This window comes from Streptomyces sp. NPDC003011 (genome assembly GCF_053591515.1).
This window is the reverse complement of record NZ_JBSFTY010000069.1, coordinates 1-22097: the sequence shown is the minus strand read 5'-3', so window position 1 is coordinate 22097 and position 22097 is coordinate 1. Positions and strand designations below refer to the sequence as shown.

Here is a 22097-nt window from a genome sequence, read left to right as displayed (position 1 = left end):
GGAGCCCCGTCCCCGCTGGTCAACCGCGATTTTAACCACTTCTCGGCAGGCGACCCGCCGACGGACGTGAGAGTTCTCTCCCCGTGCGCGCCGACGGGTACCGGTCGCACCCGCGAGGTGCCGCTCAGCGCCCCCGGCGCCCCTCCGCCATCCGCTGCTCGGCGATCCGGTCGGCCGCCGCGGCCGGCGGAATCCCGTCCGCCTTCGCACGTGCGAAGATGGCGAGCGTGGTGTCGTAGATCTTCGCCGCCTTCGTCCGGCACCGCTCGAAGTCGAACCCGTGCAGCTCGTCGGCGACCTGGATGACGCCGCCGGCGTTCACCACGTAGTCCGGCGCGTAGAGGATCCCGCGGTCGGCGAGGTCCTTCTCGACGCCCGGGTGGGCGAGCTGGTTGTTGGCGGCGCCGCAGACGATCCGGGCGGTGAGCACGGGCACGGAGGCGTCGCTCAGCGCCCCGCCCAGCGCGCAGGGGGCGTAGATGTCCAGGCCGTCGACCCGGATCAGCGCGTCGGTGTCGGTCACGGCGCGCACGCCCGTCGGGTGCTCGTCGAGGATCCGCAGGACGGCCTCCGCGCGCACGTCCGTGATCACGGCCTCGGCGCCCTCGTCGAGCAGGTGCCGCACCAGGTGACGGCCGACCTTGCCGACGCCCGCGATGCCGACCGTACGGCCGCGCAGCGACGGATCGCCCCACAGGTGCTGTGCGCAGGCCCGCATGCCCTGGTAGACGCCGTACGCGGTGAGCACGGAGGAGTCGCCCGCGCCGCCGTTCTCGGGGGAGCGCCCGGTCGTCCAGCGGCACTCGCGGGCCACGACGTCCATGTCGGCGACGTACGTCCCGACGTCGCACGCGGTGACGTACCGTCCGCCGAGCGAGGCCACGAACCGGCCGTAGGCCAGCAGCAGCTCCTCGGTCTTGTCCCGCTCCGGGTCCCCGATGATCACGGCCTTGCCGCCACCGTGGTCCAGACCGGCCATGGCGTTCTTGTACGACATCCCGCGCGCGAGGTTCAGCGCGTCGGCGACGGCCTCCGCCTCGCTCGCGTACGGGTAGAAGCGCGTGCCGCCGAGCGCGGGGCCCAGGGCAGTGGAGTGGAGGGCGATGACGGCCTTGAGACCGCTGGCGCGGTCCTGGCAGAGCACGACTTGCTCATGACCGCCCTGGTCCGTGTGGAACAGGGTGTGCAGTACATCAGCAGGTGCGCCGGTTACGTCGGTCACGGTGGTGACTCCTGAAGTAAGTAGCGGCGGTCGGGAGGCCAGCTCCCGTGCGGATGGCGGGGGCTGTGAGCACGAGATTAGAGCCTGCGCGCCCCGTCATCCGAGCAGTGCTCGGGATCCCCTGCTCCCGGCGTGCGTCCGTGCGACGATTTGCATGGTTTTCCCGCTCGTCGTGTGCGGGTTCAGCAGGTTTTCCTGGCAGACGGCGGGGGAGGGAGCAGGCGTGCCCAAGGTGTCCTCCGTGATCGTCCCGTACGCGACCTATCTGCGCGTGTACGAACCGCTGGCCGCCTTCCCCGAGCCGGAGCGCGGCCACTGGGCGCGTTACGCCCGCCGCCCGGACCGCCCCTCCTACCAGGACGAGCTGCGCCGTTCCCTGGCCGACCTGCTGCCCACCCCGCCGATCCCGGTGCCGGTGCACGAGAGCGGCGACGCCTTCGTGCTCGACGTGGACGGGGTCGTGTGCGTGTGCCCGTGGCGCACCCGGCTGCGCGGCTGGCAGGCCCTGGACGGGCTCCCCGAGGAGCTTCCGCCGCCCGTCCTGGACGCGGTGCTGCCCCCGGTCGTACGGCGGCAGGCGGCCCAGGACTACGAGCGCTGGCTGGCCCGCAACCCGGACGCGCGGCCCTGGATCCGTACGGCGACCTGGCAGGTGCCGCTCAACTGGTTCGTGCTGGTGTCCGACGAGGAGCGGCGGTTCGACGAGGGCTCCGGCGAGATCCCGCCGATGCTGCGCTACCGCACGCCCATGGTGCAGGCCCGCAGGCGCGTGGCCAGGGGCCTGCGGGCGCTCAAGGACGCCATCGACGAGGGACCGCTGATCGACGGGCTGATCGACGTGGGCCGCTGGCTGGAGGAGTTCCATCCGCGCTCGCTGGTGGAGCTGGACTACGGCGGCCTGGTGCACGCGCTGCCGGCCGGCGAGCTGGAGGACGACCACTCGGCGGCCGACGTGGCCGAGGGGATCGAGGCGCTGCGGCACGGTGACGGGCCCGCGGCGGGCGAGGCGTACGGGCGGCTCGTGGAGCGCTGGCGGTCGGTGCGGGACCGCAGGTCGGCGAACTGAACTCGCCTCGGTAACGAACTGACGTTTGACCTGGCGCCCGTTTTGGGGTTTCGTCCTCGGACCGGCGTATGTCCTGAGGTGTCGTCAGCAAGGGACGTAGGTCCCGATCCGGGCGTTCGTCCCAAGTGTGTCAAGGGTGACGGACCGCACGTACGCGGCCCTTGCGTCCCTTGCCCCTCCTCATGCCAAAATAGGACAAGGAGTCCGGGGAGGACTCCTTCCGTCCTGTTGCATCGTGATGTGGGCGGAATCTCAGCATTGCACTGCTTTGGGGGGTCTGATGACTCCTGATCGTCCTGTGACTGATCGTCACAGTGGCGTGACTGTCCGCTATGGCATGGTCCATCGGCTTCCGTCGCTGATGAACACCTGGAGGGGCAATTCCATCGGTTTGGCCGACGCGGCTGGACAGATGGTGTAGTTGTAGTGCCGAGGACAAGCCGTTCGTCCTATAACCGACTCGACTCGCGTCCGCCATTTCGGGCAACGCGGGTCAAGGTGCAGAATTTAGAGGAAAGAACCGAGAAGGTTCGGTTCTCCCGAGGAGGCCGCTCATGACCGCTCGCACCCCTGATGCCGAGCCGCTGCTGACCCCGGCTGAGGTCGCCACGATGTTCCGCGTCGACCCGAAGACGGTCACGCGGTGGGCGAAGGCCGGCAAGCTCACATCCATCCGCACGCTCGGCGGGCACCGCCGTTACCGCGAGGCTGAGGTCCGCGCTCTGCTCGCGGGCATCCCGCAGCAGCGCAGCGAGGCCTGAACAACTGAATAACCGGGCAAAACCGGCAGGTCCCCCACGTGCCGCAGCGCCCACGCCATAGCTCCGAACGACGCGGGTCTGCCCCAACAGACCCCTCGCCCAAGCCCTTTGGGGGGCTCTCAGCACAGCACGCCGGGTGCGTCGTAGATCGCGCTGGACTCCGCCGGGTCCAGCGCGATCTTTTTTGTGCGCGGAACGTGGGGAGAGGGGCGGCCCTGTGAGCGGCCTTGTCGGAGTCTGGGGAGGGGTGTCGGATCTGCTGTGGACACCCTCTGAGGCTGGTGCAATTGCACATATTAAATTGACCAGTTGTAGGTGAGGCGTAAGTACCGCAGTTTCAAAAACTCATGCGGTGACACCCGTCACATGCCAGAGTCCTTTTGCCTCTGGCTCATGTGCGCTAGAGGAGGCACGGGTTCCGGCGTTCGACGGCGGCCGGGGCCGGGAGCTGTCGGGGGTCACGCGGGGGCGGGACTCTCGTCCGCGACGCCCGCGCCCCGGTCCGGCGTCCGGGCGGCCGTCGGGGTCTGTGGAGCCTGTGGAGCCTGCGGGGCGGAATCCATCGCCAGCCGCAGCAGGCGGTGGCAGATCGGGCAGTGGCGCGTCAGATGGCGGTAGGAGGAGGCGGCCGCCAGATGTGCCCGCAGCAACGCCCGCGTCTCGTGCCTGCCCGATGCCGCCATACGCCACCTCCGGAGTCCGCAGGGAAGCGAGCCCTGGTCTCTGGGTACCGGCGGAACGAGGCGCCGTCAAGACGGCGTGGGGCCCCGCGGGGGCTTCGCGCCGGAGGGCGGAACGCGAGAGAGCCCGGGTCCGAAGACCCGGGCTCTCTCGATTACTGCGGTCCTGACGGGATTTGAACCCGCGGCCTCCACCTTGACAGGGTGGCGAGCACTCCAAACTGCTCCACAGGACCAGGTTTCGCAGGCGATTCGTGCGGTGCGCTGCGAGACGAAACTGTACAGGAGGGTGAGCCCCGGGTCGAACTCACCCGGGGTGCGGGCCCGGTCACGGGGCCGCCGCGTCGATGGCCTTCACGATCCGCTTGTCGGAGACGGGGTACGCGGTGCCCAACGCGTGCGCGAAATAGCTGACCCGGAGTTCCTCGATCATCCAGCGGATGTCCAGGACCGAGGACGGGACCGGGCGGCCCTGCGGCATCTGCTCCAGCAGCCACGCGTACTCGTCCTGCATCTCGTGGACCTTCTCCATGCGTGCCGTGTCCCGCTGGACGTTCGTCGGCATCTGCTGGAGCCGCCGGTCCGCGGCGACCAGATAGCGCATCAGGTCGGGCAGCCGGCGTATCCCCGCCTCCGTCACGAAGCCCGGCTTCACGAGGGCGTCCAGCTGCTTGCGTACGTCGGCCAGGTTCGGCAGCAGCACGGGGCTGCGTACGGCCTTCAGACGGCGCTCACAGGCCTGCCAGGCCGCCAGGACCTGCTGCACCTGATCCACCGCACGGACTGTCGTGTCGACGATCTCCGCACGCACCTTCTCGTAGAGCTTGCGGTACGACTCCTCGTCCCACGCCGGACCCCCGAAGTCGCCCATCAGTTTGTCCGCCGCCGCCATCGCGCAGTCGTCGAACAGGGCCTGGATCGTCCCGTGCGGATTCGCGGACAGGGCGAGCTTCTGCGCATTGGTCAGCTTCTCGGACGCGAACTTCGCGGGGTTGACCGGGATGGCGCGCAGGATCAGCCGCCGGGTGCCCTTCCACATCGCCTCGGCCTGCTCGGCCTCGGTGTCGAAGAGCCGGACGGAGACGGTGTTCGCCGTCGGTCCGTCGTCGACCAGCGCCGGGTACGCCTTCACCGGCTGCCCGGCCCGGCGCGTCTCGAAGACCCGGGTCAGGGAGCCGATCGTCCAGTCGGTCAGGCCCGTGCGCTCCAGGGACTCGCCGCCCTGCCGCTCGGCGGTGGCCGCGGCGGCCTGCGAGAGGGCCTTGCGCGCCTTCGGCCTCAGCTGGAGCTTCAGCGCCTGAAGGTCCTTGTCCTCGGCCAGCTTGCGGCGCCGTTCGTCGACGATCCGGAAGGTGATGCGCAGATGCTCCGGGACCCTCGACCAGTCGAAGTCGTCGGCGGTGAAGGGGACACCGACCATGCGCTTCAGCTCGCGGGCCATGGTCGTGGTCAGCGGCTCCTGGAGGGGGACCGCCGTGTCCAGGAACCGCCGCGCGAAGTCCGGCGCCGGCACGTAGTTGCGCCGGATCGGCTTCGGCAGGGACCGGATCAGCTCGGTGACGAGTTCTTCCCGCAGGCCCGGGATCTGCCAGTCGAAGCCCTCGTCCGTGACCTGGTTGAGGACGTGGAGCGGGATGTGGACGGTGACACCGTCGGCGTCCGCGCCCGGCTCGAACTGGTAGGTCACCCGGAACTTCAGCGGCCCCTGGCGCCACGCGTCCGGATAGTCGTCCTTGGTGACCGCCTGAGCCGACTCCCGGATGAGCATCTCGCGCTCGAAGTCGAGGAAGTCGGGCTGCTCGTGCCGCTTGTGCTTCCACCAGGAGTCGAAGTGCGCGCCGGAGACGACGTGTTCGGGGACCCGCTGCTCGTAGAAGTCGAACAGTGTGTCGTCGTCGACGACGATGTCCCGGCGCCGCGCCCGGTGCTCCAACTCCTCGACCTCGCTGAGGAGTCTGCGGTTGTCGGCGAAGAACTTGTGGTGGGTACGCCAGTCGCCCTCGACCAGGGCGTTGCGGAGGAAAAGCTCCCGGGAGGTCTCCGGGTCGATCCGGCCGTAGTTCACCTTCCGCTGCGCGACGATCGGCACGCCGTACAGCGTGACCTTCTCGTACGCCATCACCGCGGCCTGGTCCTTCTCCCAGTGCGGTTCGCTGTACGTCCGCTTGATCAGGTGCTCGGCGAGCGGCTCGACCCACTCCGGCTCGATCTTGGCGTTGACCCGGGCCCACAGCCGGGAAGTCTCCACCAGCTCGGCGGACATCACGAAACGCGGCTGCTTCTTGAACAGGGCGGAACCGGGGAAGATCGCGAACTTGGCGTTGCGCGCGCCCAGGTACTCGTTCTTGTTGCCGTCCTTCACGTCCTTCATGCCGACGTGCGAGAGCAGGCCGGCCAGGAGGGAGACGTGGATGCGGTCGGCGGGCGCGTCGTCCTCGTTGAGGTGGACGCCCATCTGCTTGGCGACGGTGCGCAGTTGCGAGTAGATGTCCTGCCATTCGCGGATGCGCAGGAAGTTCAGGTACTCCTGCTTGCACATCCGGCGGAACGACGAGGACCCGCGCTCCTTCTGCTGCTCGCGCACGTACCGCCAGAGGTTGAGATAGGCGAGGAAGTCGCTCGTCTCGTCCCGGAAGCGGGCGTGCTGCTGGTCGGCCTGGGTCTGCTTGTCGGCGGGGCGTTCGCGCGGGTCCTGGATGGACAGCGCGGCCGCGATGACCATGACCTCGCGGGCGCAGCCGTTCTTGTCGGCCTCCAGGACCATCCGGGCCAGCCGCGGGTCGACGGGCAGCTGGGCGAGCTTGCGGCCCAGCTGCGTGAGCCGCTTGCGTACGTCCTTCTGCTCCGGGTCCAGCGCGCCCAGTTCCTGCAGGAGCTGGACGCCGTCGCGGATGTTGCGGTGGTCCGGCGGGTCGATGAAGGGGAACTTCTCGATCTCGCCGAGACCGGCGGCGGTCATCTGCAGGATGACGGAGGCGAGGTTCGTCCGGAGGATCTCGGCGTCCGTGAACTCGGGCCGGCCCTCGAAGTCCTCCTCGCTGTACAGCCGGATGCAGATGCCGTCGCTGGTGCGCCCGCAGCGGCCCTTGCGCTGGTTGGCGCTGGCCTGCGAGACCGGCTCGATGGGCAGCCGCTGGACCTTGGTGCGGTGGCTGTAGCGGGAGATCCGGGCGAAGCCGGGGTCGATGACGTACTTGATGCCCGGGACGGTCAGCGAGGTCTCGGCGACGTTGGTCGCCAGAACGATCCTGCGGCCGGTGTGCTGCTGGAAGACGCGGTGCTGCTCGGCGTGCGAGAGCCGGGCGTAGAGGGGCAGGACCTCCGTGAACCGGTACTTCTTCTTCTCCAGCGCGTCGGCGGTGTCCCGGATCTCCCGCTCGCCGGACAGGAAGACGAGGATGTCGCCCTTGCCCTCGGCCATCAGCTCCTCGACGGCGTCGGTGATCGCGGTGATCTGGTCGCGGTCGGAGTCCTCGCCGTCCTCTTCCAGGAGCGGCCGGTAGCGCACCTCGACGGGATAGGTCCGGCCGCTGACCTCGACGATCGGCGCGTTGGAGAAGTGCCGGGAGAAGCGCTCGGGGTCGATGGTCGCGGAGGTGATCACGACCTTCAGATCCGGCCGCTTGGGCAGCAGCTGGGCCAGATATCCCAGCAGGAAGTCGATGTTGAGGGACCGCTCGTGGGCCTCGTCGATGATGATCGTGTCGTAGGCGCGCAGCTCGCGGTCGGTCTGGATCTCGGCGAGCAGGATGCCGTCCGTCATCAGCTTGACGAAGGTGGCGTCCGGGTTCACCTGGTCGGTGAACCGCACCTTCCAGCCGACGGCCTCGCCGAGCGGGGTGTCGAGCTCCTCGGCGACGCGCTCGGCGACGGTACGGGCGGCGATACGACGGGGCTGGGTGTGCCCGATCATGCCCTTGACGCCACGGCCGAGCTCAAGACAGATCTTCGGGATCTGCGTCGTCTTCCCGGACCCGGTCTCACCGGCGACGATGACCACCTGGTGATCGCGGATGGCGGCCGCGATGTCGTCCTTCTTCTGGCTGACGGGCAGCTGCTCGGGATAGCTGACGGCGGGCACGCGCCCGCGCCGCGCACGCATCCGCTCCTCGGCCCTGGCGGTCTCCGTCTCGATCTCGGCGAGAACGGCGGCCCGGGCGTCGGACGTGCGGATCCGGCGCGCGCCTTCAAGCCTGCGCCCGAGCCGGTGCGCGTCGCGCAGGGACAGCTCGGTCAGGCGGGAGGCGAGATCGCCGAGGACGGGGGTGCCCGGTGCGGAGGCGCCGGGGGCGGGGTGCGTAGACATACGCGGTCCAGGATCTCATCCCGCGGAAAATCGTGGCGAACGCTTTTGCGTCCGGCAGTCCGGCAGCCCGGCAGCCGGCGTCCGAGTGCGAGTCCGGCGTCCGGCGTCCGGCATACAAGAAGGCCCCGATCCGGAGATCGGGGCCTTGACTGTGGCTGGGGCCGGGGTCGAACCGGCGACCTATCGCTTTTCAGGTGATCGCTCGTACCGACTGAGCTACCCGGTCACGAGGTTTCCGGGGAAGCCTCAGCGGTCCTGACGGGATTTGCTGTACCCGTTTGCGGCTGCGCCGCGGGCGCGGCCTCCACCTTGACAGGGTGGCGAGCGGGGGTGCGGGAAAGGTCGAGGGCTGGAGGGGGGAACACAAGGGCCCCGACCGTTTGGTCGGGGCCCTTGGAGGTGGTGGCTGGGGCCGGGGTCGAACCGGCGACCTATCGCTTTTCAGGTGATCGCTCGTACCGACTGAGCTACCCGGTCACGAGGTTTCCGGGGAAGCCTCAGCGGTCCTGACGGGATTTGCTGTACTCGTTTGCGGCTGCGCCGCGGGCGCGGCCTCCACCTTGACAGGGTGGCGAGCGGGGGTGCGGGAGAGGTCGAGGGTTGGAGGGGGGAACGCGAGGGCCCCGACCGTTTGGTCGGGGCCCTTGGAGGTGGTGGCTGGGGCCGGGGTCGAACCGGCGACCTATCGCTTTTCAGGCGATCGCTCGTACCGACTGAGCTACCCGGTCACGAGGTTTCCGGGGAAGCCTCAGCGGTCCTGACGGGATTTGCTGTACCCGTTTGCGGCTGCGCCGCGGGCGCGGCCTCCACCTTGACAGGGTGGCGAGCGGGGGTGCGGGAGAGGTCGAGGGTTGGAGGGGGGAACACGAGGGCCCCGACCGTTTGGTCGGGGCCCTTGGAGGTGGTGGCTGGGGCCGGGGTCGAACCGGCGACCTATCGCTTTTCAGGCGATCGCTCGTACCAACTGAGCTACCCAGCCACGAGGCTTCCGGAGAAACCTCAGCGGTCCTGACGGGATTTGAACCCGCGGCCTCCACCTTGACAGGGTGGCGAGCACTCCAAACTGCTCCACAGGACCTAGCTGTTGCGTACGACAGTGTCGCACACCGTACTGCGTGCCCCCAACGGGATTCGAACCCGTGCTACCGCCTTGAAAGGGCGGCGTCCTAGGCCGCTAGACGATGAGGGCTATCGGCCCGCCTGGGCGCTTTGCAGCGCGTCGGGGACGTGAGAAGCATATGGGATGGCGGGAGGGATCGCCAAAACGGTTTACGGGACGGGGATGGAGGGGGCGGGGGAGGACGGTGTCGGCGATGGTGTCGGGGACGGGCCGTTCGGCTGGTTCTCCTTCACGAGGTGGCGGCTGACCTCGGCCGTCGTCAGGCCCAGGCCGCCCAGTCTGATCTCGTCCCAGGCCTGGAGGCGACGGCTGTCGCGGTCCATGTAGAGGATCGACGCCTCGATGGGGTCGGGGTACGTGCCCTCCACGGCACGCAGGCCGCTGCCGCCCGTCGAGCCCTCGATCCGCAGCCGGGTGCCGTAGCGCATGACCTCCATCTCGTTGTGGTGGACATGGCCGGCCAGGACCATCGGGACCGTGCCGTCGACCTCGCGGGCCGCCGACGGTTCGTGGGCGACGGCGATGTCGACGGGGGTGCCGGCCGTCCGCTGGTCGCGCAGGGCCGAGGCCAGGCGGGCGCCGGCCAGCTCCTGGGACGCCTCGGCGCCGGGCCGCGTCGAGCGGTCGGGGGTGAACTGCGGGTCGCCGATGCCGGCGAAGCGCAGGCCCGCCACGGTCTCGGCCCGGCCGTCGTCCAGGACGTGCACGTTCTTCAGGCGGTCCAGGTAGCGCTGGGTGGTCATGGAGTCGTGGTTGCCGCGCACCCAGACGTACGGCGCCCCGAGGTCCTCGATCGGGTCCAGGAAGCCGTTCTCCGCCGCCGAGCCGTGGTCCATGGTGTCGCCGGAGTCGACGATCACGTCCACCTTGTACTGCTCCACCAGCGAGCTGATGATCTTCCAGCTCGCCGGGTTGAGGTGGATGTCGGAGACGTGCAGGACGCGGATGGTGGACGGGTCGGGCGCGTAGGCGGGGAGCGTGGAGGTGGCGTCGTACAGCTTGGTGACGTTCGTCACCAGGCGGGCCAGCTCCTTCTGGTAGACGTCGAACTCGGTGACGATGCTGCGCGCGTTGCCGACGAGGGACGGGGCGGAGGAGAGCAGGCCCGAGAACTTCGGTTCCAGGACGGACTCGGGGTTCCAGGTGGCGTACGCCGTTCCGCCCGAGGCGGCCAGGAGGGTCAGCGCCAGGCCGCCTGCCCCCAGGGCGCGGCGGGGGCGGCGGTAGACCGCCAGGCCGAGGGCGGTGGCGCCGGAGACGACGGCGACGCAGGAGCGGACGGCGAGGTCGAGGGTGCCGTGCCGGACATCCCGGCTGACCTCGTCCTGGAGGCCGGTGAGGCGTTCGGGGTGGTCGACGAGGGCCTGCGAGCGGACCGGGTCGAGCTGGTCGACGTTGACGTCCAGGCGGACCGGGGCGTGGTGGCTGTCCAGTTGCAGCGCGCCGAGCGGAGAGACGTTGATCTTCGTGCCGCCGGTGAACGACGGGCGCAGGGTCATCGTCGTGTTCATGGGACCGACCGGGGCCCGTACGTCGCCGACGATCAGCAGGCCCAGCCAGGCGCCGAGCACGACGACCGCGACCAGACCGAAGGCGCGGACCCAGGGATGCGGCTGGGGGACGAGTTCGGCGGCCGGGTGGGGGCGGCGGGTGCGGTAGTGGCGGGCCAGGACACGCGGGGCTCTGCGGAGCGGGTGCATCAGGGTGCGGACGGCTACGGGGACGCGGACCATTGGTCGCGTATGCCCAAGTCCGTGTGTGCCTATGCGGACGTGCGCATCACTCTCCTCCGGACGCCGCGTACCGGAGGACGGGCTCTGTGCTGGAGGGGACCGCCAGGAGGTCAGCCCCAGCCCAGTTCGTGGAGCCGCGCGTCCTCGATGCCGAAGTGGTGCGCCACTTCGTGGACGACCGTCACGGCCACCTCGTGCACCACGTCTTCCTTCGTCTCGCAGAAGCGCAGGGTCGGACCCATGTAGATCGTGATCCGGTCGGGGAGGACCCCCGCGTACCACTCGCCGCGCTCCGTGAGCGGTGTCCCCTCGTAGAGACCCAGTAGCTCGGGGTCGTCCGCCGGGGGTTCGTCCTCCACGAACACCGCCACGTTGTCCATGACCCGCGTCAGCTCAGGCGGGATCTGGTCCAGGGCCTCACTCACCAGCTCTTCGAACGCGTCGCGCGTCATCTCCAGCACACGGCCCATTGTCAACGACAAGTCGCGTGATCGGAGAGCCTGAGGCCCGGTCCGTCCGCCACGGGGGAACGACGGACGGACCGGGCCGCCCTGGTGTCACTCAGCTCGTGAACGAGGCGGCACGGGACACGGCGGCGGGGACGGGCCCGTGCGGGGTGAGGGCGTTCGTCACGGGGCGCGTGTCCTCTTGTGGGCGGCGGGAGTTGAACGGGTTGACTCCTTCACCCTCCACCGGAGGTGGCTGCTCGTGCGCCCCTTGTACGTACCCGTCCGTCTGGCCGCCACGGTCATGGCCGTCGCCGCTGCCGCCGGCTGCATGAGCGTGGGCGACGACGGCGGAGGCGGCAGCGCGAAGCCGTCCCGGTCGGCCGGGCCCCGGGGTGGTGAGGCGCCCGACGGCGGGGTGGCGGGGACGGGCGGCGGTGCGGGCGGCGCCGCGGTGGGCGGTGACGGCAAGCGCGGGCACGGCAAGCACAAGAAGGGCAAGGGCGAGTCCGCCGAGCCGTCGGTCTCGCCGTCGGCGAAGGCCAGCGCGTCGGCGTCGGCCGGCGGCCGGCCCCCGAAGCCGCAGAAGCCGGGGGAGCCGTCGCCGACCAGGGCCGAGCCGACGCCCACCCGGACCGTCGAACCGCAGCCGACGCCGACCCCGCCGCCCGCCTCGCCGACTCCCGAACCGACGGTCGCCGAGCCGTCGTCCTCGGCGCACGAGCCTCCGGGACCGCAAATGGTCCAGCGGGAGCCGGCACCGGAGGCGGGGGCGCCGGCGTAGTGCCCGAGCACGGGCCGTGGCGGGAGGTGAGGAGCGGCGTCAGCCGGTGGCCGAGGCCGGGGGCAACCCGTGTGGCCTGCGCCGATGGGGCTCAGTTTGCCTTCGGGGGTGGTGGGTGCGTATGGTGATAGATCGTTTGATCCCAATGCCCGGCGCCAACGCAGAGCGCGCCGTGTGGCGCGTACTCTCCTTTGCCGTGGCGGACCGCATCGAGGCGGTCGTATTGCGAAACACGGAGTTGACGGGCGCGTGCCGACGAGACTCCGGAAGGTTTCGCATACGCATGTCCATTTCCCTCACTGATCACGCTGTCGCGCCCGAGAACGGCGAGAACGACGACACGACCGGGACCCCCGAGGTCACCTTCGCCAGTCTCGGTCTCTCCGAGGGCGTCGTGCGCAAGCTGACGCAGAACGGCGTGACCTCCCCCTTCCCGATCCAGGCGGCGACCATCCCGGACGCCCTGGCCGGCAAGGACATCCTCGGCCGCGGCCGCACCGGCTCCGGCAAGACCCTCTCCTTCGGTCTGCCGCTGCTGACGCGCCTGTCCGAGGGCCACACGGAGAAGAAGAAGCCCCGCGGCATCATCCTCACGCCGACGCGTGAGCTCGCGATGCAGGTCGCGGACGCCCTCCAGCCGTACGGCGACGTGCTCGGCCTGAAGATGAAGGTCGTCTGCGGCGGTACGTCGATGAGCAACCAGATCTACGCCCTGGAGCGTGGCGTGGACGTGCTGGTCGCCACGCCCGGCCGGCTGCGCGACATCATCACCCGCGGCGCCTGCTCCCTGGAGAACGTCCAGGTCGCCGTCCTCGACGAGGCCGACCAGATGTCCGACCTGGGCTTCCTGCCCGAGGTCACCGAGCTGCTCGACCAGATTCCGGGCGGCGGCCAGCGCATGCTGTTCTCGGCCACGATGGAGAACGAGATCTCCACGCTGGTCAAGCGCTACCTGACGAACCCGGTCACGCACGAGGTCGACAGCGCCCAGGGCAACGTCACGACCATGTCGCACCACGTCCTCATCGTGAAGCCCAAGGACAAGGCGCCGGTCACCGCCGCGATCGCCTCCCGCAAGGGCCGCACGATCATCTTCGTCCGCACCCAGCTGGGCGCCGACCGCATCGCCGAGCAGCTCTGCGACGCCGGCGTGAAGGCCGACGCGCTGCACGGCGGGATGACGCAGGGCGCGCGTACCCGCGTGCTGGAGGACTTCAAGAAGGGCTACGTCAACACGCTCGTCGCCACCGACGTCGCCGCGCGCGGCATCCACGTCGACGGCATCGACCTCGTGCTGAACGTCGACCCGGCCGGTGACCACAAGGACTACCTGCACCGTGCCGGCCGTACGGCCCGTGCCGGCCGTACCGGAACCGTCGTCTCGCTGTCGCTGCCGCACCAGCGCCGGCAGATCTTCCGCCTCATGGAGGACGCCGGCGTCGACGCCGGGCGCCACATCATCCAGGGCGGCGCGGCCTTCGACCCGGAGGTCGCCGAGATCACCGGTGCCCGGTCGATGACCGAGGTCCAGGCCGAGTCCGCGGGCAACGCGGCGCAGCAGGCCGAGCGTGAGGTCGCGGACCTCACCAAGCAGCTGGAGCGGGCGCAGCGGCGCGCGACCGAGCTGCGCGAGGAGGCCGACCGGCTGGTCGCCCGGGCCGCCCGCGAGCGCGGTGAGGACCCGGAGACCGCGGTGGCCGAGGCCCAGGCGGCGACCGCCGCGGCGGCCGAGGTGTCCGTGCCCGAGCAGCCGCTGGCGCAGGACGTCGACAAGGCGGAGCGTTCTTTCGAGCGCCGCGACAACGACCGTGGCGGGTTCCGCCGGGACGACCGCGGTGACCGTAACGACCGTGGCGGCCGTACCTTCGAGCGCCGCGACAACGACCGTGGTGGCTTCCGCCGTGACGACCGGGGCGACCGTAACGACCGTGGCGGCCGTACCTTCGAGCGCCGCGACGACCGCGGTGGCTTCCGTCGCGACGACCGTCGGGACAACGACCGCGGTGGCTTCCGTCGGGACGACCGCGGTGACCGTAACGACCGTGGCGGCCGTTCTTTCGAGCGCCGTGACGACCGTGGTGACCGGGGCGACCGCACCGACCGCACCGACCGTCCCGCCGCGGGCCGTTCCTTCGAGCGCCGTGACGACCGTGGCGGCTTCCGTCGCGACGAGCGTCCCGCCGCCGGCCGTTCCTTCGAGCGCCGTGACGAGCGGGGCGGCCACCGTGGCAGCGACCGTCCGTTCAACCGCGACCGCCAGGCCGACCGTCCCGGCTTCCGCCCCGGCGGCCACGACCGTCCGACCAGCCGTCGTGACGACCACCGCACCACCGGCACCGGCACGGGCACCGGCTCCTTCGGCCGCCGTGACGACAAGCCGCGCTGGAAGCGCAACGGCTGACCGTCCGCAACGCTCGTACCACTGACGCACGCGCCGTGGCCCCCACCGAACCGGTGGGGGCCACGGCGTTTTCCCGGTACCGGGCGGTGGGATCAGCCAACGCGTGAGACCCATGAGACCCATGAGACGCGTGTGGCGCTTAGTACGCCTGCGTCTCGTCGCCGCTTCCGCCGTGCCATGACGGCGCGGGCCGGCAAAGCGTCTTCCACACGCTGGAGGGGTCGGGGCAAGCCCTGGAGCCCTTGGGCCACAAGTAGGGCCACTTTCTAGCCAAGTTGTGACGTGTGTCACGCCTCCGGCAGGGGAATTGCTGGGGGCATGACAGATGACGCCACAGCGAGCGGACACTCCGGTCTCTCGGGTCTCTCGGACGAGGAACGGCTTGCCCAGCTCGGCTACACGCAGGTTCTCGCCCGCCGCATGTCGGCGTTCTCCAACTACGCGGTCTCCTTCACGATCATCTCGGTCCTGTCGGGCTGCCTGACGCTGTACCTGTTCGGCATGAACACCGGCGGCCCGGCGGTGATCACGTGGGGCTGGGTGGCCGTCGGCCTGATGACGCTGTTCGTCGGACTCGCCATGGCCGAGATCTGCTCGGCCTACCCGACGTCGGCGGGCCTGTACTTCTGGGCGCACCGCCTGGCCCCGCCCCGGACCGCGGCCGCCTGGGCGTGGTTCACGGGCTGGTTCAACGTGCTCGGCCAGGTCGCGGTGACCGCCGGTATCGACTTCGGTGCGGCGTCGTTCCTGGGCGCGTACCTGAACCTCCAGTTCGGCTTCGAGGTGACACCGGGCCGGACGGTCCTGCTGTTCGCCGGGATCCTGGTGCTGCACGGCCTGCTGAACACCTTCGGCGTCCGGATCGTCGGTCTGCTCAACAGCGTGAGCGTGTGGTGGCACGTGCTGGGCGTGGCGGTCATCGTCGGCGCGCTGACCCTCGTCCCCGACGAACACCAGTCGGTGTCCTTCGTGTTCGGCGAGTTCGTGAACAACACGGGCTGGGGCAGCGGGGTGTACGTCGTGCTGCTGGGCCTCCTGATGGCCCAGTACACCTTCACCGGCTACGACGCCTCCGCCCACATGACGGAGGAGACCCGCGACGCGTCGACGGCGGGCCCCAAGGGCATCGTCCGCTCGATCTGGACGTCGTGGATCGCGGGTTTCGTGCTGCTGCTCGGCTTCACCTTCGCGATCCAGTCGTACGACGGGGCCCTCGCCTCGCCGACGGGAGCGCCGCCCGCCCAGATCCTGCTGGACGCCCTGGGCGCGACGGCGGGCAAACTGCTGCTGCTCGTGGTGATCGGGGCGCAGCTGTTCTGCGGCATGGCGTCGGTGACCGCCAACAGCCGCATGATCTACGCCTTCTCCCGGGACGGGGCGCTGCCGTACTCACGTGTCTGGCACTCGGTGAACCCGCGTACGCGCACACCCGTGGCGGCGGTGTGGCTGGCGGCGGGCGGCGCGCTGGTGCTCGGTCTGCCGTATCTGATCAACGTGACGGCGTACGCGGCGGTGACCTCGATCGCCGTGATCGGCCTGTACATCGCCTACGTCATCCCGACCCTGCTACGGCTGCGCAAGGGCGAGGCCTTCGAACGGGGCCCGTGGCACCTGGGCCGCTGGTCGCGGGCGGTGGGCGTGGTGGCGGTCGGCTGGGTCGGCGTGATCACGGTCCTCTTCATGCTGCCGCAGGTCTCCCCGGTCACCTGGGAGACCTTCAACTACGCCCCGTTCGCGGTCCTCGCCGTCCTCGGCTCCGCGGCCACCTGGTGGTTCGCCTCGGCCCGCCACTGGTTCCTGAACCCCGACCACGAGCGGACCCGGGCGAGGGAGGCGGCGCGCGGGAACGCGCCCGAGCCGGTTGATCCGTGACGCTCCGGGGCTGTTGCGGCCGATCCCCGACACCTCGGGCCGGTGAGGGGCGATCCCGGCACTCCGGGCCCGTCGTGGTCGTTCCCTGACACTCCGGGCCGGCCACGGCCGGCGGTGACCGTCCGGCGCGGCCGTGTCCCCGATACCCGATCGGAGACACGGCCGCGTGCGGCTATGCTCGGGGTGGCAACATCGCCTGGGCCCTTAGCTCAATTGGCAGAGCAGTGGACTTTTAATCCATTGGTTGTGGGTTCGAGTCCCACAGGGCCTACCGGTGGCGAGGCCACTTCGTGGCCCTGACCAGCCGTTTTGTGGCCCCGACCGGTTCTTCCGGTCGGGGTCGTGCCATGTGGGGAGGACGTCTGCGTGAGCGGGTGTGCCGACAGACAGCGTGGCTTGTTCAGTCACCGCCTCCTTCTTCAGGGTTCGCTGCCGTAGGCCGTGCTCCCCTGTGGGGCATTGAAGGCATTGGTGACACCGTCGAGGCGGTCGGCGAGTTCTCGAAGCCGATCCGTATGTGCCGCGAGAGTGTCCGAGAGGTGGCGCAAGTCGTCGGAACCATGTGGATGCCAGCCGCCATCCATTTCGACGTTCACGAAGGGGACGTGACCGGGTGGGAGCTCGGTGAAGGGGCGTTGTTCGAAGCACGCACGCAGGATCACCGCTGTGCCACGGCTCGTTGAGGTCGTGAATTCGTAGTCAGGGCTCGCGTGAGTGATGTCGACGCGGTAGCCGCCGGGCTGATGCTCTTCCTCGCTTCCCGTGCACCAGTCGGGTTCCCAGACGGCGACAGGCCCGTGGTCGCACGGGTTCCTTGGTCCGATAGCCGGTTGGCCCTGAGGCGGAGAGGGGTGAGGATCCCAGCTCATTCCTCGTTCAGGAGTTCAGCCGCGGCCTTCGGATCCATGAGGGTCGACCAGGCTTGCTCGGCGGGAAGAAGGGGGCGGCTGGGGAGGGCGTACTCGGGGTACCAGACGGTGGGATCGCAGCCGGGGACATGGCGCAGGATGACCGCGATGAGATCTTCCGGGATGGAGCCGGTGATGCGCACGGCGACATAGGTCTCATGGCCGTCGTCGGCGCGTACGAGGATGCCGAGGCGGAAGGTGGGAAAGTCGGCGGCGTGTTCATGCCCGTCGTGCAGTGATCCACGAGCCAGCTCCCGGACAGCCACAGCGAGATGGCGGACAAGCCGCGTACCGGCTTCGAGCTGGTAGCGGTCACGGTCGTTTTGGTCAGGGAGGAGATGCCCTACGTACGTTTTGGTGCTCAGGGGCTGACGTTTGTCGGCGTTGTAGCGGGCTCGTGCCGCCATCGCGGACGTCTCCAGGGCTGAGTAGAAGTCGTCCGGCGACCCGTCCTCGCGTTGCCCGGCGGCGATGAGCCAGGGCAGGTCCTCGTCCGTCCAGATCGCTCCGCGCCAGCGCTGGACCTTGACTTTGAAGAGCACCTCATCATCGATCGAGCGGATCCGCTCCTGCCCCGACTCGCTGTCGGCGAAGCGTTCCCGGGCCTTGGCCAAGATCGGATGATCCAGTTCATCGAGCGGGTCCCGGGCTGACGGGAGCGGGAGTTTCAGGTCCTCGCGGAGCGCGCGGAGGGTGGGGCGAGCGGGCTGCACCGATCAGTCGTCCTTACCTACTCCGCCGAGTTCCTTGATCCGCTCCGGCGACAGTCCGGTGAGCAGCGAGACGCTCGACTCGACGGATCCGTCAAGCTTGCGCATCTTCTCCAGCATGCTGGCCCGAACCTCCTCACGGCGGATCTCCAAGTAGGTTCGGACGGCCTCCGCGACCAGGTCCTTCTTCGTCATTCCCAGGAAGTGGGCGCCGTCCGCGATCAGCTCGTCTATGGCCGCATCGACCTTCAACGGTGCCGTTGTCCGGGTTGTCCTACTCCGGGCTTCCTCTGTGATTCCCATGCCGACATCCTCTCTCGGGTACCAAAAGATACTCGTATTCTTCTCTACTCGCGACCGATGAGTGGACAGTGGCGTGCCTGCGCGACCTGCTTGTCGGTCTCGATGGGCCAGGCGCCCGTCCCGCCGGCGCGCACTTTCGTGTCGGTGTTGGTCTCGGTGCCGCCGACTCCGGCATCTACCTGGTCCAGCAGGTCGATCTCTCTCGCCAAAGGATCGTGGCCGTCGACCCGGCCAGCGGTGAACCACTGTGGCGGTTCGATGCAGCAACCGACCTCGCTATCGCCCCGGCTGCGGTGAGCGGATTGTGGTGTTCGGGTCTGCGTGAGCGGATTCCGGAGCGGTACGCCGGCGCGTACGTGGGGTGAGCACGAGACGCGGACCGCGGTGGCGGCTGGTTCGGCCTCTCGCGGAGCAACCACCGGGATCCGGACCTGGGGCTGAGGTTCCGTCAGGCGGCCGACGGTGGAGGGCCTCATGCTCTCTCGCAATATTGCGCACCGGATGAATCAATATCTGTGCCCGTGGGGTGAGGTTTTAGCGGAACATGTAGACAGATTCTTTGTCGCAATAAATAGGGTGGGGATCTTCGTCGTACGCCGGCCGTTGTGGTGTGCTACTGTCGATCTCAGTTGCAGTTGTGGTTCCCGAAACTTCAAGTGCTCTCCGGTCGGCTTCTGAGCGACTGGGAGCACTTTTGTATTTCCGGTCTTTTCCGGGCGGGGTGATCATCGCGGCGACACGGCGTCCGCGCAGTGCGGACGCCGATGCACTGCCCCAAAGGAGAAATGACATGGCTGCTGGTACCGTGAAGTGGTTCAACGCGGAAAAGGGCTTCGGCTTCATCGAGCAGGACGGTGGCGGCGCTGACGTGTTCGCCCACTACTCGAACATCGCCGCCCAGGGCTTCCGCGAGCTGCTCGAGGGCCAGAAGGTGACCTTCGACATCGCGCAGGGCCAGAAGGGCCCGACGGCTGAGAACATCGTTCTCGCCTGACGCTGACGCGTACTTTGCAGCTGGGGCCCGCATCCTTCGGGGTGCGGGCCCCAGCTGCTCGCATTTTCCGCAGTGGTTTCACTGTGAGACGACGACTCCGAGAACGCGCAGTGTCACCGCGCACGGATCCTCTCCGGGATGCAGACGCATCGCGGTCCCCTCACAGCCACGCCGCAGCAGACGCTCCGGATCTCGCATCCACATCGCGTCACTTATCTCAGCGCCTGCGTCCGCACGGGTTTCCCGTCGGCCAGATTCGCTTTCGCGTTCCACCGGCCCATTCTTGCAATTCTCCGTGCTGCTCATCGCTGCGGGAATTCCTTGGTATGTGCCGCATCGAGGAAGGTCCCGCATGAACCGCACACGCACGAACGACCGCTTCGCCCGCACCCGTAACGGTGGTGCCGACTCCGGACGGGACTCCGGAAGGGGTGGCAGCCGATTCGGCTCGTCGGCCCCGAGCCGTTCCGGCGGGCCGAGCCGTTCCGGCGGTTACGGCCGCCGACCCGCCGCGATCCAGGGGGAGTTCGCTCTCCCCAAGACGATCACCCCGGCGCTTCCCGCCGTGGAGGGCTTCGCCGATCTCGACATGCCCGGGGAGCTGCTGGCGGCGCTCGGCTCGCACGGCATGACCGTACCGTTCCCGATCCAGGCCGCGACCCTGCCGAACTCCCTCGCCGGCCGGGACGTACTGGGCCGCGGGCGCACCGGCTCCGGCAAGACCCTCGCCTTCGGGCTGGCGCTGCTGGCCCGTACGGCCGGGCAGCGCGCCGAGGCCGGGCAGCCGCTGGGGCTGATCCTCGTACCGACGCGTGAGCTGGCGCAGCAGGTCACCGACGCGCTCACCCCCTACGCCCGCTCCGTGAAGCTGCGACTGGCCACGGTCGTGGGCGGGATGTCGATCGGCAGGCAGGCGAGTGCGTTGCGCGGTGGCGCCGAGATCGTCGTCGCCACCCCGGGACGCCTCAAGGACCTCATCGACCGCGGCGAGTGCCGGCTGAACCAGGTCGCCATCACCGTCCTCGACGAGGCCGACCAGATGGCCGACATGGGCTTCATGCCGCAGGTCACCGCCCTTCTCGACCAGGTCCGCCCCGAGGGCCAGCGCATGCTGTTCTCCGCCACCCTCGACCGCAACGTCGACCTGCTCGTGCGCCGCTATCTGACGGACCCCGTCGTGCACTCGGTCGACCCGTCGGCCGGCGCGGTCACGACGATGGAGCACCACGTCCTGCATGTCCACGGTGGCGACAAGCACGCCGCCACGACCGAGATCGCCGCCCGCGAAGGCCGCGTGATCATGTTCCTGGACACCAAGCACGCCGTCGACCGGCTGACCCAGGACCTGCTCAACAGCGGGGTGCGGGCCGCCGCCCTGCACGGCGGGAAGTCGCAGCCGCAACGCACCCGCACGCTGGCGCAGTTCAAGACCGGGCACGTCAACGTGCTGGTGGCGACCAATGTCGCGGCGCGCGGCATCCACGTCGACAACCTCGACCTGGTCGTCAACGTCGACCCGCCGACCGACCACAAGGACTACCTCCACCGCGGCGGCCGTACCGCCCGCGCCGGCGAGTCCGGCAGTGTCGTCACCCTGGTCACCCCGAACCAGCGCCGCGAGATGACCCGCCTCATGGCCGCGGCCGGCATCGTCCCGCAGACCACCCAGGTCCGCGTCGGGGAAGAGGCCCTGCACCGCATCACCGGTGCCCAGGCTCCTTCCGGCATCCCGGTCGTCATCACCGCGCCGGTGGTCGAACGCCCCAGGAGGAGCGGCGCCACCTCACGTGGCCGACGCCGCCCCGCTTCGGCGACCCGCCGCGCCCCCGTACGGCAGTCCGCCGCCGGTGCGGCCGCATAGAACCTTCGTGGCAGGAAGCCGATCCGACTCCGCAGGAGGCACCCTTTGACGCTGGTCAAGACGCAGTCCCGCCCGGCGAGTGCCCACCTCGGGCACGGCGCGGTGGCCGACGCCATGGACACGGCCGGACCGCAGGTCTGGGACGACATGACCGTCGAGGTGGCGCTGTCCGTGATGGCCGCCGCCCGTACGGGTCGGCTGGTCGTCTGCGACGAGGACGGCGGGCACGTCGGCCTGGTCACCGAAGCCCGGCTCACCGCCGTCCGGGACAGCTCCGGATACACGGACCGGATCCGCCTGCGTGACATCACCGACGGCAGCGGGCCCTTCGCCGCAGCGCTGACCACCACGAGGGCCGAAGCCGAGGACGCGATGCCCCACGGGCGGCTCGGGCGCCTGCCCGTGGCCGACGGACACGGCAGCGCCCTGGGTGTTCTCGCCCTCTCCCGCTGAACCGCTGCACCGCGGTCGGCCCCGTCTCCCCTTCTCCCTGTGAGGCATCATGCGCTGTGTCATCGCCCGCTTCCCGTTCGATCTGACCAAGATCGGCGTGCTGGAATCGATGAAGGGTGTCAAGCCCGAGCCGGTCACCGGCGAGTCCGTGATCATCGGACGACGCCACTACCCGGTCAAACAGGTCGGCCAGGTCATCACTCACCAGGACCGCCGCGATTTCAGCGCCGGCGAAGTCCTCAGGGCCATGGCTCAGCTCGGCTTCACCTGCCGCGCTCTCCCCAAGGCCGCCCCCGCGCGTAGCGAAAGTCCGCTCCAACGGGCTTCCGTGATGCTTGGTACTCCCGTGTCCGTCTGACCGACGGGACCGGCGCGAGCCGAACAGCGGAGAGGGCCCGCCTTCAAGGTGACCAACCCCGGTGCCGCGATCGTCTTCTTCGACACCGAGACCGCCCAGCGTGAACTTCTCGGCGCCAC

General features: G+C 69.5%; 18 protein-coding genes and 6 tRNA genes. 10 read left to right on the top strand and 14 right to left on the bottom strand.

All coding sequences use genetic code 11. The features are described 5' to 3' along the window. Window positions 1–124: 124 nt before the first annotated feature. Window positions 125–1222 (bottom strand): Leu/Phe/Val dehydrogenase, encoded by a 1098-nt coding sequence (locus ACWD0J_RS29990; RefSeq protein WP_451498977.1) that lies wholly within the window; start codon window positions 1220–1222, stop codon window positions 125–127. Window positions 1223–1445: 223 nt separating this feature from the next. On the opposite strand from ACWD0J_RS29990, the gene ACWD0J_RS29985 reads away from it, so the two are divergent. Further along, entirely contained in the window at window positions 1446–2288 is an 843-nt protein-coding gene (locus tag ACWD0J_RS29985) for a hypothetical protein (protein WP_451498976.1), read from the top strand. A gap of 554 nt (window positions 2289–2842) precedes the next feature. Then, window positions 2843–3049, top strand: coding sequence for a developmental transcriptional regulator BldC (bldC, locus tag ACWD0J_RS29980; RefSeq protein WP_003949541.1), 207 nt, complete (start codon window positions 2843–2845; stop codon window positions 3047–3049). Window positions 3050–3507: 458 nt separating this feature from the next. Here the strand turns inward: bldC and ACWD0J_RS29975 are convergent, their stop codons facing one another. The 9 genes from ACWD0J_RS29975 to ACWD0J_RS29935 form a co-directional block, all read right to left on the bottom strand. Beyond that, complete coding sequence (locus tag ACWD0J_RS29975; protein WP_451498975.1) at window positions 3508–3732, bottom strand: DUF6274 family protein; 225 nt, start codon at window positions 3730–3732, stop codon at window positions 3508–3510. 158 nt (window positions 3733–3890) lie between these two features. After that, window positions 3891–3965: transfer RNA gene (locus ACWD0J_RS29970), tRNA-Asp, on the bottom strand. Window positions 3966–4057: 92 nt separating this feature from the next. Beyond that, window positions 4058–8035: an ATP-dependent RNA helicase HrpA gene (gene hrpA, locus ACWD0J_RS29965; protein WP_451498974.1), complete on the bottom strand. Its 3978-nt coding sequence runs from the start codon at window positions 8033–8035 to the stop codon at window positions 4058–4060. Between the two features lie 152 nt (window positions 8036–8187). Beyond that, window positions 8188–8257, bottom strand: a tRNA-Phe gene (locus ACWD0J_RS29960). A gap of 680 nt (window positions 8258–8937) precedes the next feature. Beyond that, a tRNA-Phe gene (locus ACWD0J_RS29955) sits at window positions 8938–9014 on the bottom strand. A 24-nt stretch (window positions 9015–9038) separates the two neighbouring features. Next, window positions 9039–9113 (bottom strand) — tRNA-Asp (locus tag ACWD0J_RS29950). A 38-nt stretch (window positions 9114–9151) separates the two neighbouring features. Then, window positions 9152–9224: transfer RNA gene (locus ACWD0J_RS29945), tRNA-Glu, on the bottom strand. 80 nt (window positions 9225–9304) lie between these two features. Then, window positions 9305–10888, bottom strand: coding sequence for a metallophosphoesterase family protein (locus tag ACWD0J_RS29940; RefSeq protein WP_451498973.1), 1584 nt, complete (start codon window positions 10886–10888; stop codon window positions 9305–9307). A 110-nt stretch (window positions 10889–10998) separates the two neighbouring features. Beyond that, window positions 10999–11349: a metallopeptidase family protein gene (locus tag ACWD0J_RS29935; RefSeq protein WP_451498972.1), complete on the bottom strand. Its 351-nt coding sequence runs from the start codon at window positions 11347–11349 to the stop codon at window positions 10999–11001. Window positions 11350–11596: 247 nt separating this feature from the next. Here ACWD0J_RS29935 and ACWD0J_RS29930 point away from each other — a divergent pair, with 247 nt between their 5' ends. The 4 genes from ACWD0J_RS29930 to ACWD0J_RS29915 all read left to right on the top strand — a co-directional run bounded on the left by ACWD0J_RS29930 (window position 11597) and on the right by ACWD0J_RS29915 (window position 16662). Beyond that, window positions 11597–12118, top strand: a complete 522-nt coding sequence (locus ACWD0J_RS29930; protein WP_451498971.1) for a hypothetical protein — start codon at window positions 11597–11599, stop codon at window positions 12116–12118. A gap of 283 nt (window positions 12119–12401) precedes the next feature. Continuing rightward, entirely contained in the window at window positions 12402–14519 is a 2118-nt protein-coding gene (locus ACWD0J_RS29925) for a DEAD/DEAH box helicase (RefSeq protein ID WP_451498970.1), read from the top strand. Window positions 14520–14837: 318 nt separating this feature from the next. Then, window positions 14838–16391 carry an amino acid permease gene (locus ACWD0J_RS29920; protein ID WP_451498969.1) on the top strand — a complete coding sequence of 518 codons (1554 nt, stop codon included), beginning with the start codon at window positions 14838–14840 and terminating at the stop codon, window positions 16389–16391. Window positions 16392–16589: 198 nt separating this feature from the next. Then, window positions 16590–16662: transfer RNA gene (locus ACWD0J_RS29915), tRNA-Lys, on the top strand. A 148-nt stretch (window positions 16663–16810) separates the two neighbouring features. Here the strand turns inward: ACWD0J_RS29915 and ACWD0J_RS29910 are convergent. The 4 genes from ACWD0J_RS29910 to ACWD0J_RS29895 form a co-directional block, all read right to left on the bottom strand. Next, window positions 16811–17260, bottom strand: coding sequence for a DUF6907 domain-containing protein (locus ACWD0J_RS29910; RefSeq protein WP_451498968.1), 450 nt, complete (start codon window positions 17258–17260; stop codon window positions 16811–16813). After that, window positions 17257–17913 carry a hypothetical protein gene (locus ACWD0J_RS29905; RefSeq protein WP_451498967.1) on the bottom strand — a complete coding sequence of 219 codons (657 nt, stop codon included), beginning with the start codon at window positions 17911–17913 and terminating at the stop codon, window positions 17257–17259. The genes ACWD0J_RS29910 and ACWD0J_RS29905 overlap by 4 nt, the downstream gene beginning before the upstream one ends. A gap of 102 nt (window positions 17914–18015) precedes the next feature. Next, window positions 18016–18312, bottom strand: a complete 297-nt coding sequence (locus ACWD0J_RS29900; RefSeq protein WP_388542102.1) for a hypothetical protein — start codon at window positions 18310–18312, stop codon at window positions 18016–18018. A gap of 44 nt (window positions 18313–18356) precedes the next feature. Beyond that, entirely contained in the window at window positions 18357–18521 is a 165-nt protein-coding gene (locus ACWD0J_RS29895) for a hypothetical protein (protein ID WP_451498966.1), read from the bottom strand. 581 nt (window positions 18522–19102) lie between these two features. Between ACWD0J_RS29895 and ACWD0J_RS29890 the strand changes: the two genes are divergently transcribed. From ACWD0J_RS29890 to ACWD0J_RS29875, 4 genes are all read left to right on the top strand, one after another. Next, a complete protein-coding gene (locus ACWD0J_RS29890) occupies window positions 19103–19306 on the top strand; it encodes a cold-shock protein (protein ID WP_014145516.1) in 204 nt (67 codons plus the stop codon). Window positions 19307–19658: 352 nt separating this feature from the next. Continuing rightward, a complete protein-coding gene (locus ACWD0J_RS29885) occupies window positions 19659–21167 on the top strand; it encodes a DEAD/DEAH box helicase (RefSeq protein WP_451498965.1) in 1509 nt (502 codons plus the stop codon). A gap of 45 nt (window positions 21168–21212) precedes the next feature. Further along, complete coding sequence (locus ACWD0J_RS29880) at window positions 21213–21620, top strand: CBS domain-containing protein (protein WP_451498964.1); 408 nt, start codon at window positions 21213–21215, stop codon at window positions 21618–21620. A 49-nt stretch (window positions 21621–21669) separates the two neighbouring features. Next, complete coding sequence (locus tag ACWD0J_RS29875) at window positions 21670–21978, top strand: SCO5918 family protein (RefSeq protein ID WP_451498963.1); 309 nt, start codon at window positions 21670–21672, stop codon at window positions 21976–21978. The last annotated feature ends 119 nt before the right edge of the window (window positions 21979–22097 follow it).

Excerpts from the sequence above, each read along its gene's own strand:
- bldC (WP_003949541.1), top strand. The coding sequence starts at position 2,843 with ATGACCGCTCGCACCCCTGATGCCGAGCCGCTGCTGACCCCGGCTGAG.
- ACWD0J_RS29975 (WP_451498975.1), bottom strand. The coding sequence starts at position 3,732 with ATGGCGGCATCGGGCAGGCACGAGACGCGGGCGTTGCTGCGGGCACAT.
- hrpA (WP_451498974.1), bottom strand. The coding sequence starts at position 8,035 with ATGTCTACGCACCCCGCCCCCGGCGCCTCCGCACCGGGCACCCCCGTC.
- ACWD0J_RS29940 (WP_451498973.1), bottom strand. The coding sequence starts at position 10,888 with ATGGTCCGCGTCCCCGTAGCCGTCCGCACCCTGATGCACCCGCTCCGC.
- ACWD0J_RS29925 (WP_451498970.1), top strand. The coding sequence starts at position 12,402 with ATGTCCATTTCCCTCACTGATCACGCTGTCGCGCCCGAGAACGGCGAG.
- ACWD0J_RS29920 (WP_451498969.1), top strand. The coding sequence starts at position 14,838 with ATGACAGATGACGCCACAGCGAGCGGACACTCCGGTCTCTCGGGTCTC.
- ACWD0J_RS29910 (WP_451498968.1), bottom strand. The coding sequence starts at position 17,260 with ATGAGCTGGGATCCTCACCCCTCTCCGCCTCAGGGCCAACCGGCTATC.
- ACWD0J_RS29900 (WP_388542102.1), bottom strand. The coding sequence starts at position 18,312 with ATGGGAATCACAGAGGAAGCCCGGAGTAGGACAACCCGGACAACGGCA.
- ACWD0J_RS29890 (WP_014145516.1), top strand. The coding sequence starts at position 19,103 with ATGGCTGCTGGTACCGTGAAGTGGTTCAACGCGGAAAAGGGCTTCGGC.
- ACWD0J_RS29885 (WP_451498965.1), top strand. The coding sequence starts at position 19,659 with ATGAACCGCACACGCACGAACGACCGCTTCGCCCGCACCCGTAACGGT.
- ACWD0J_RS29875 (WP_451498963.1), top strand. The coding sequence starts at position 21,670 with ATGCGCTGTGTCATCGCCCGCTTCCCGTTCGATCTGACCAAGATCGGC.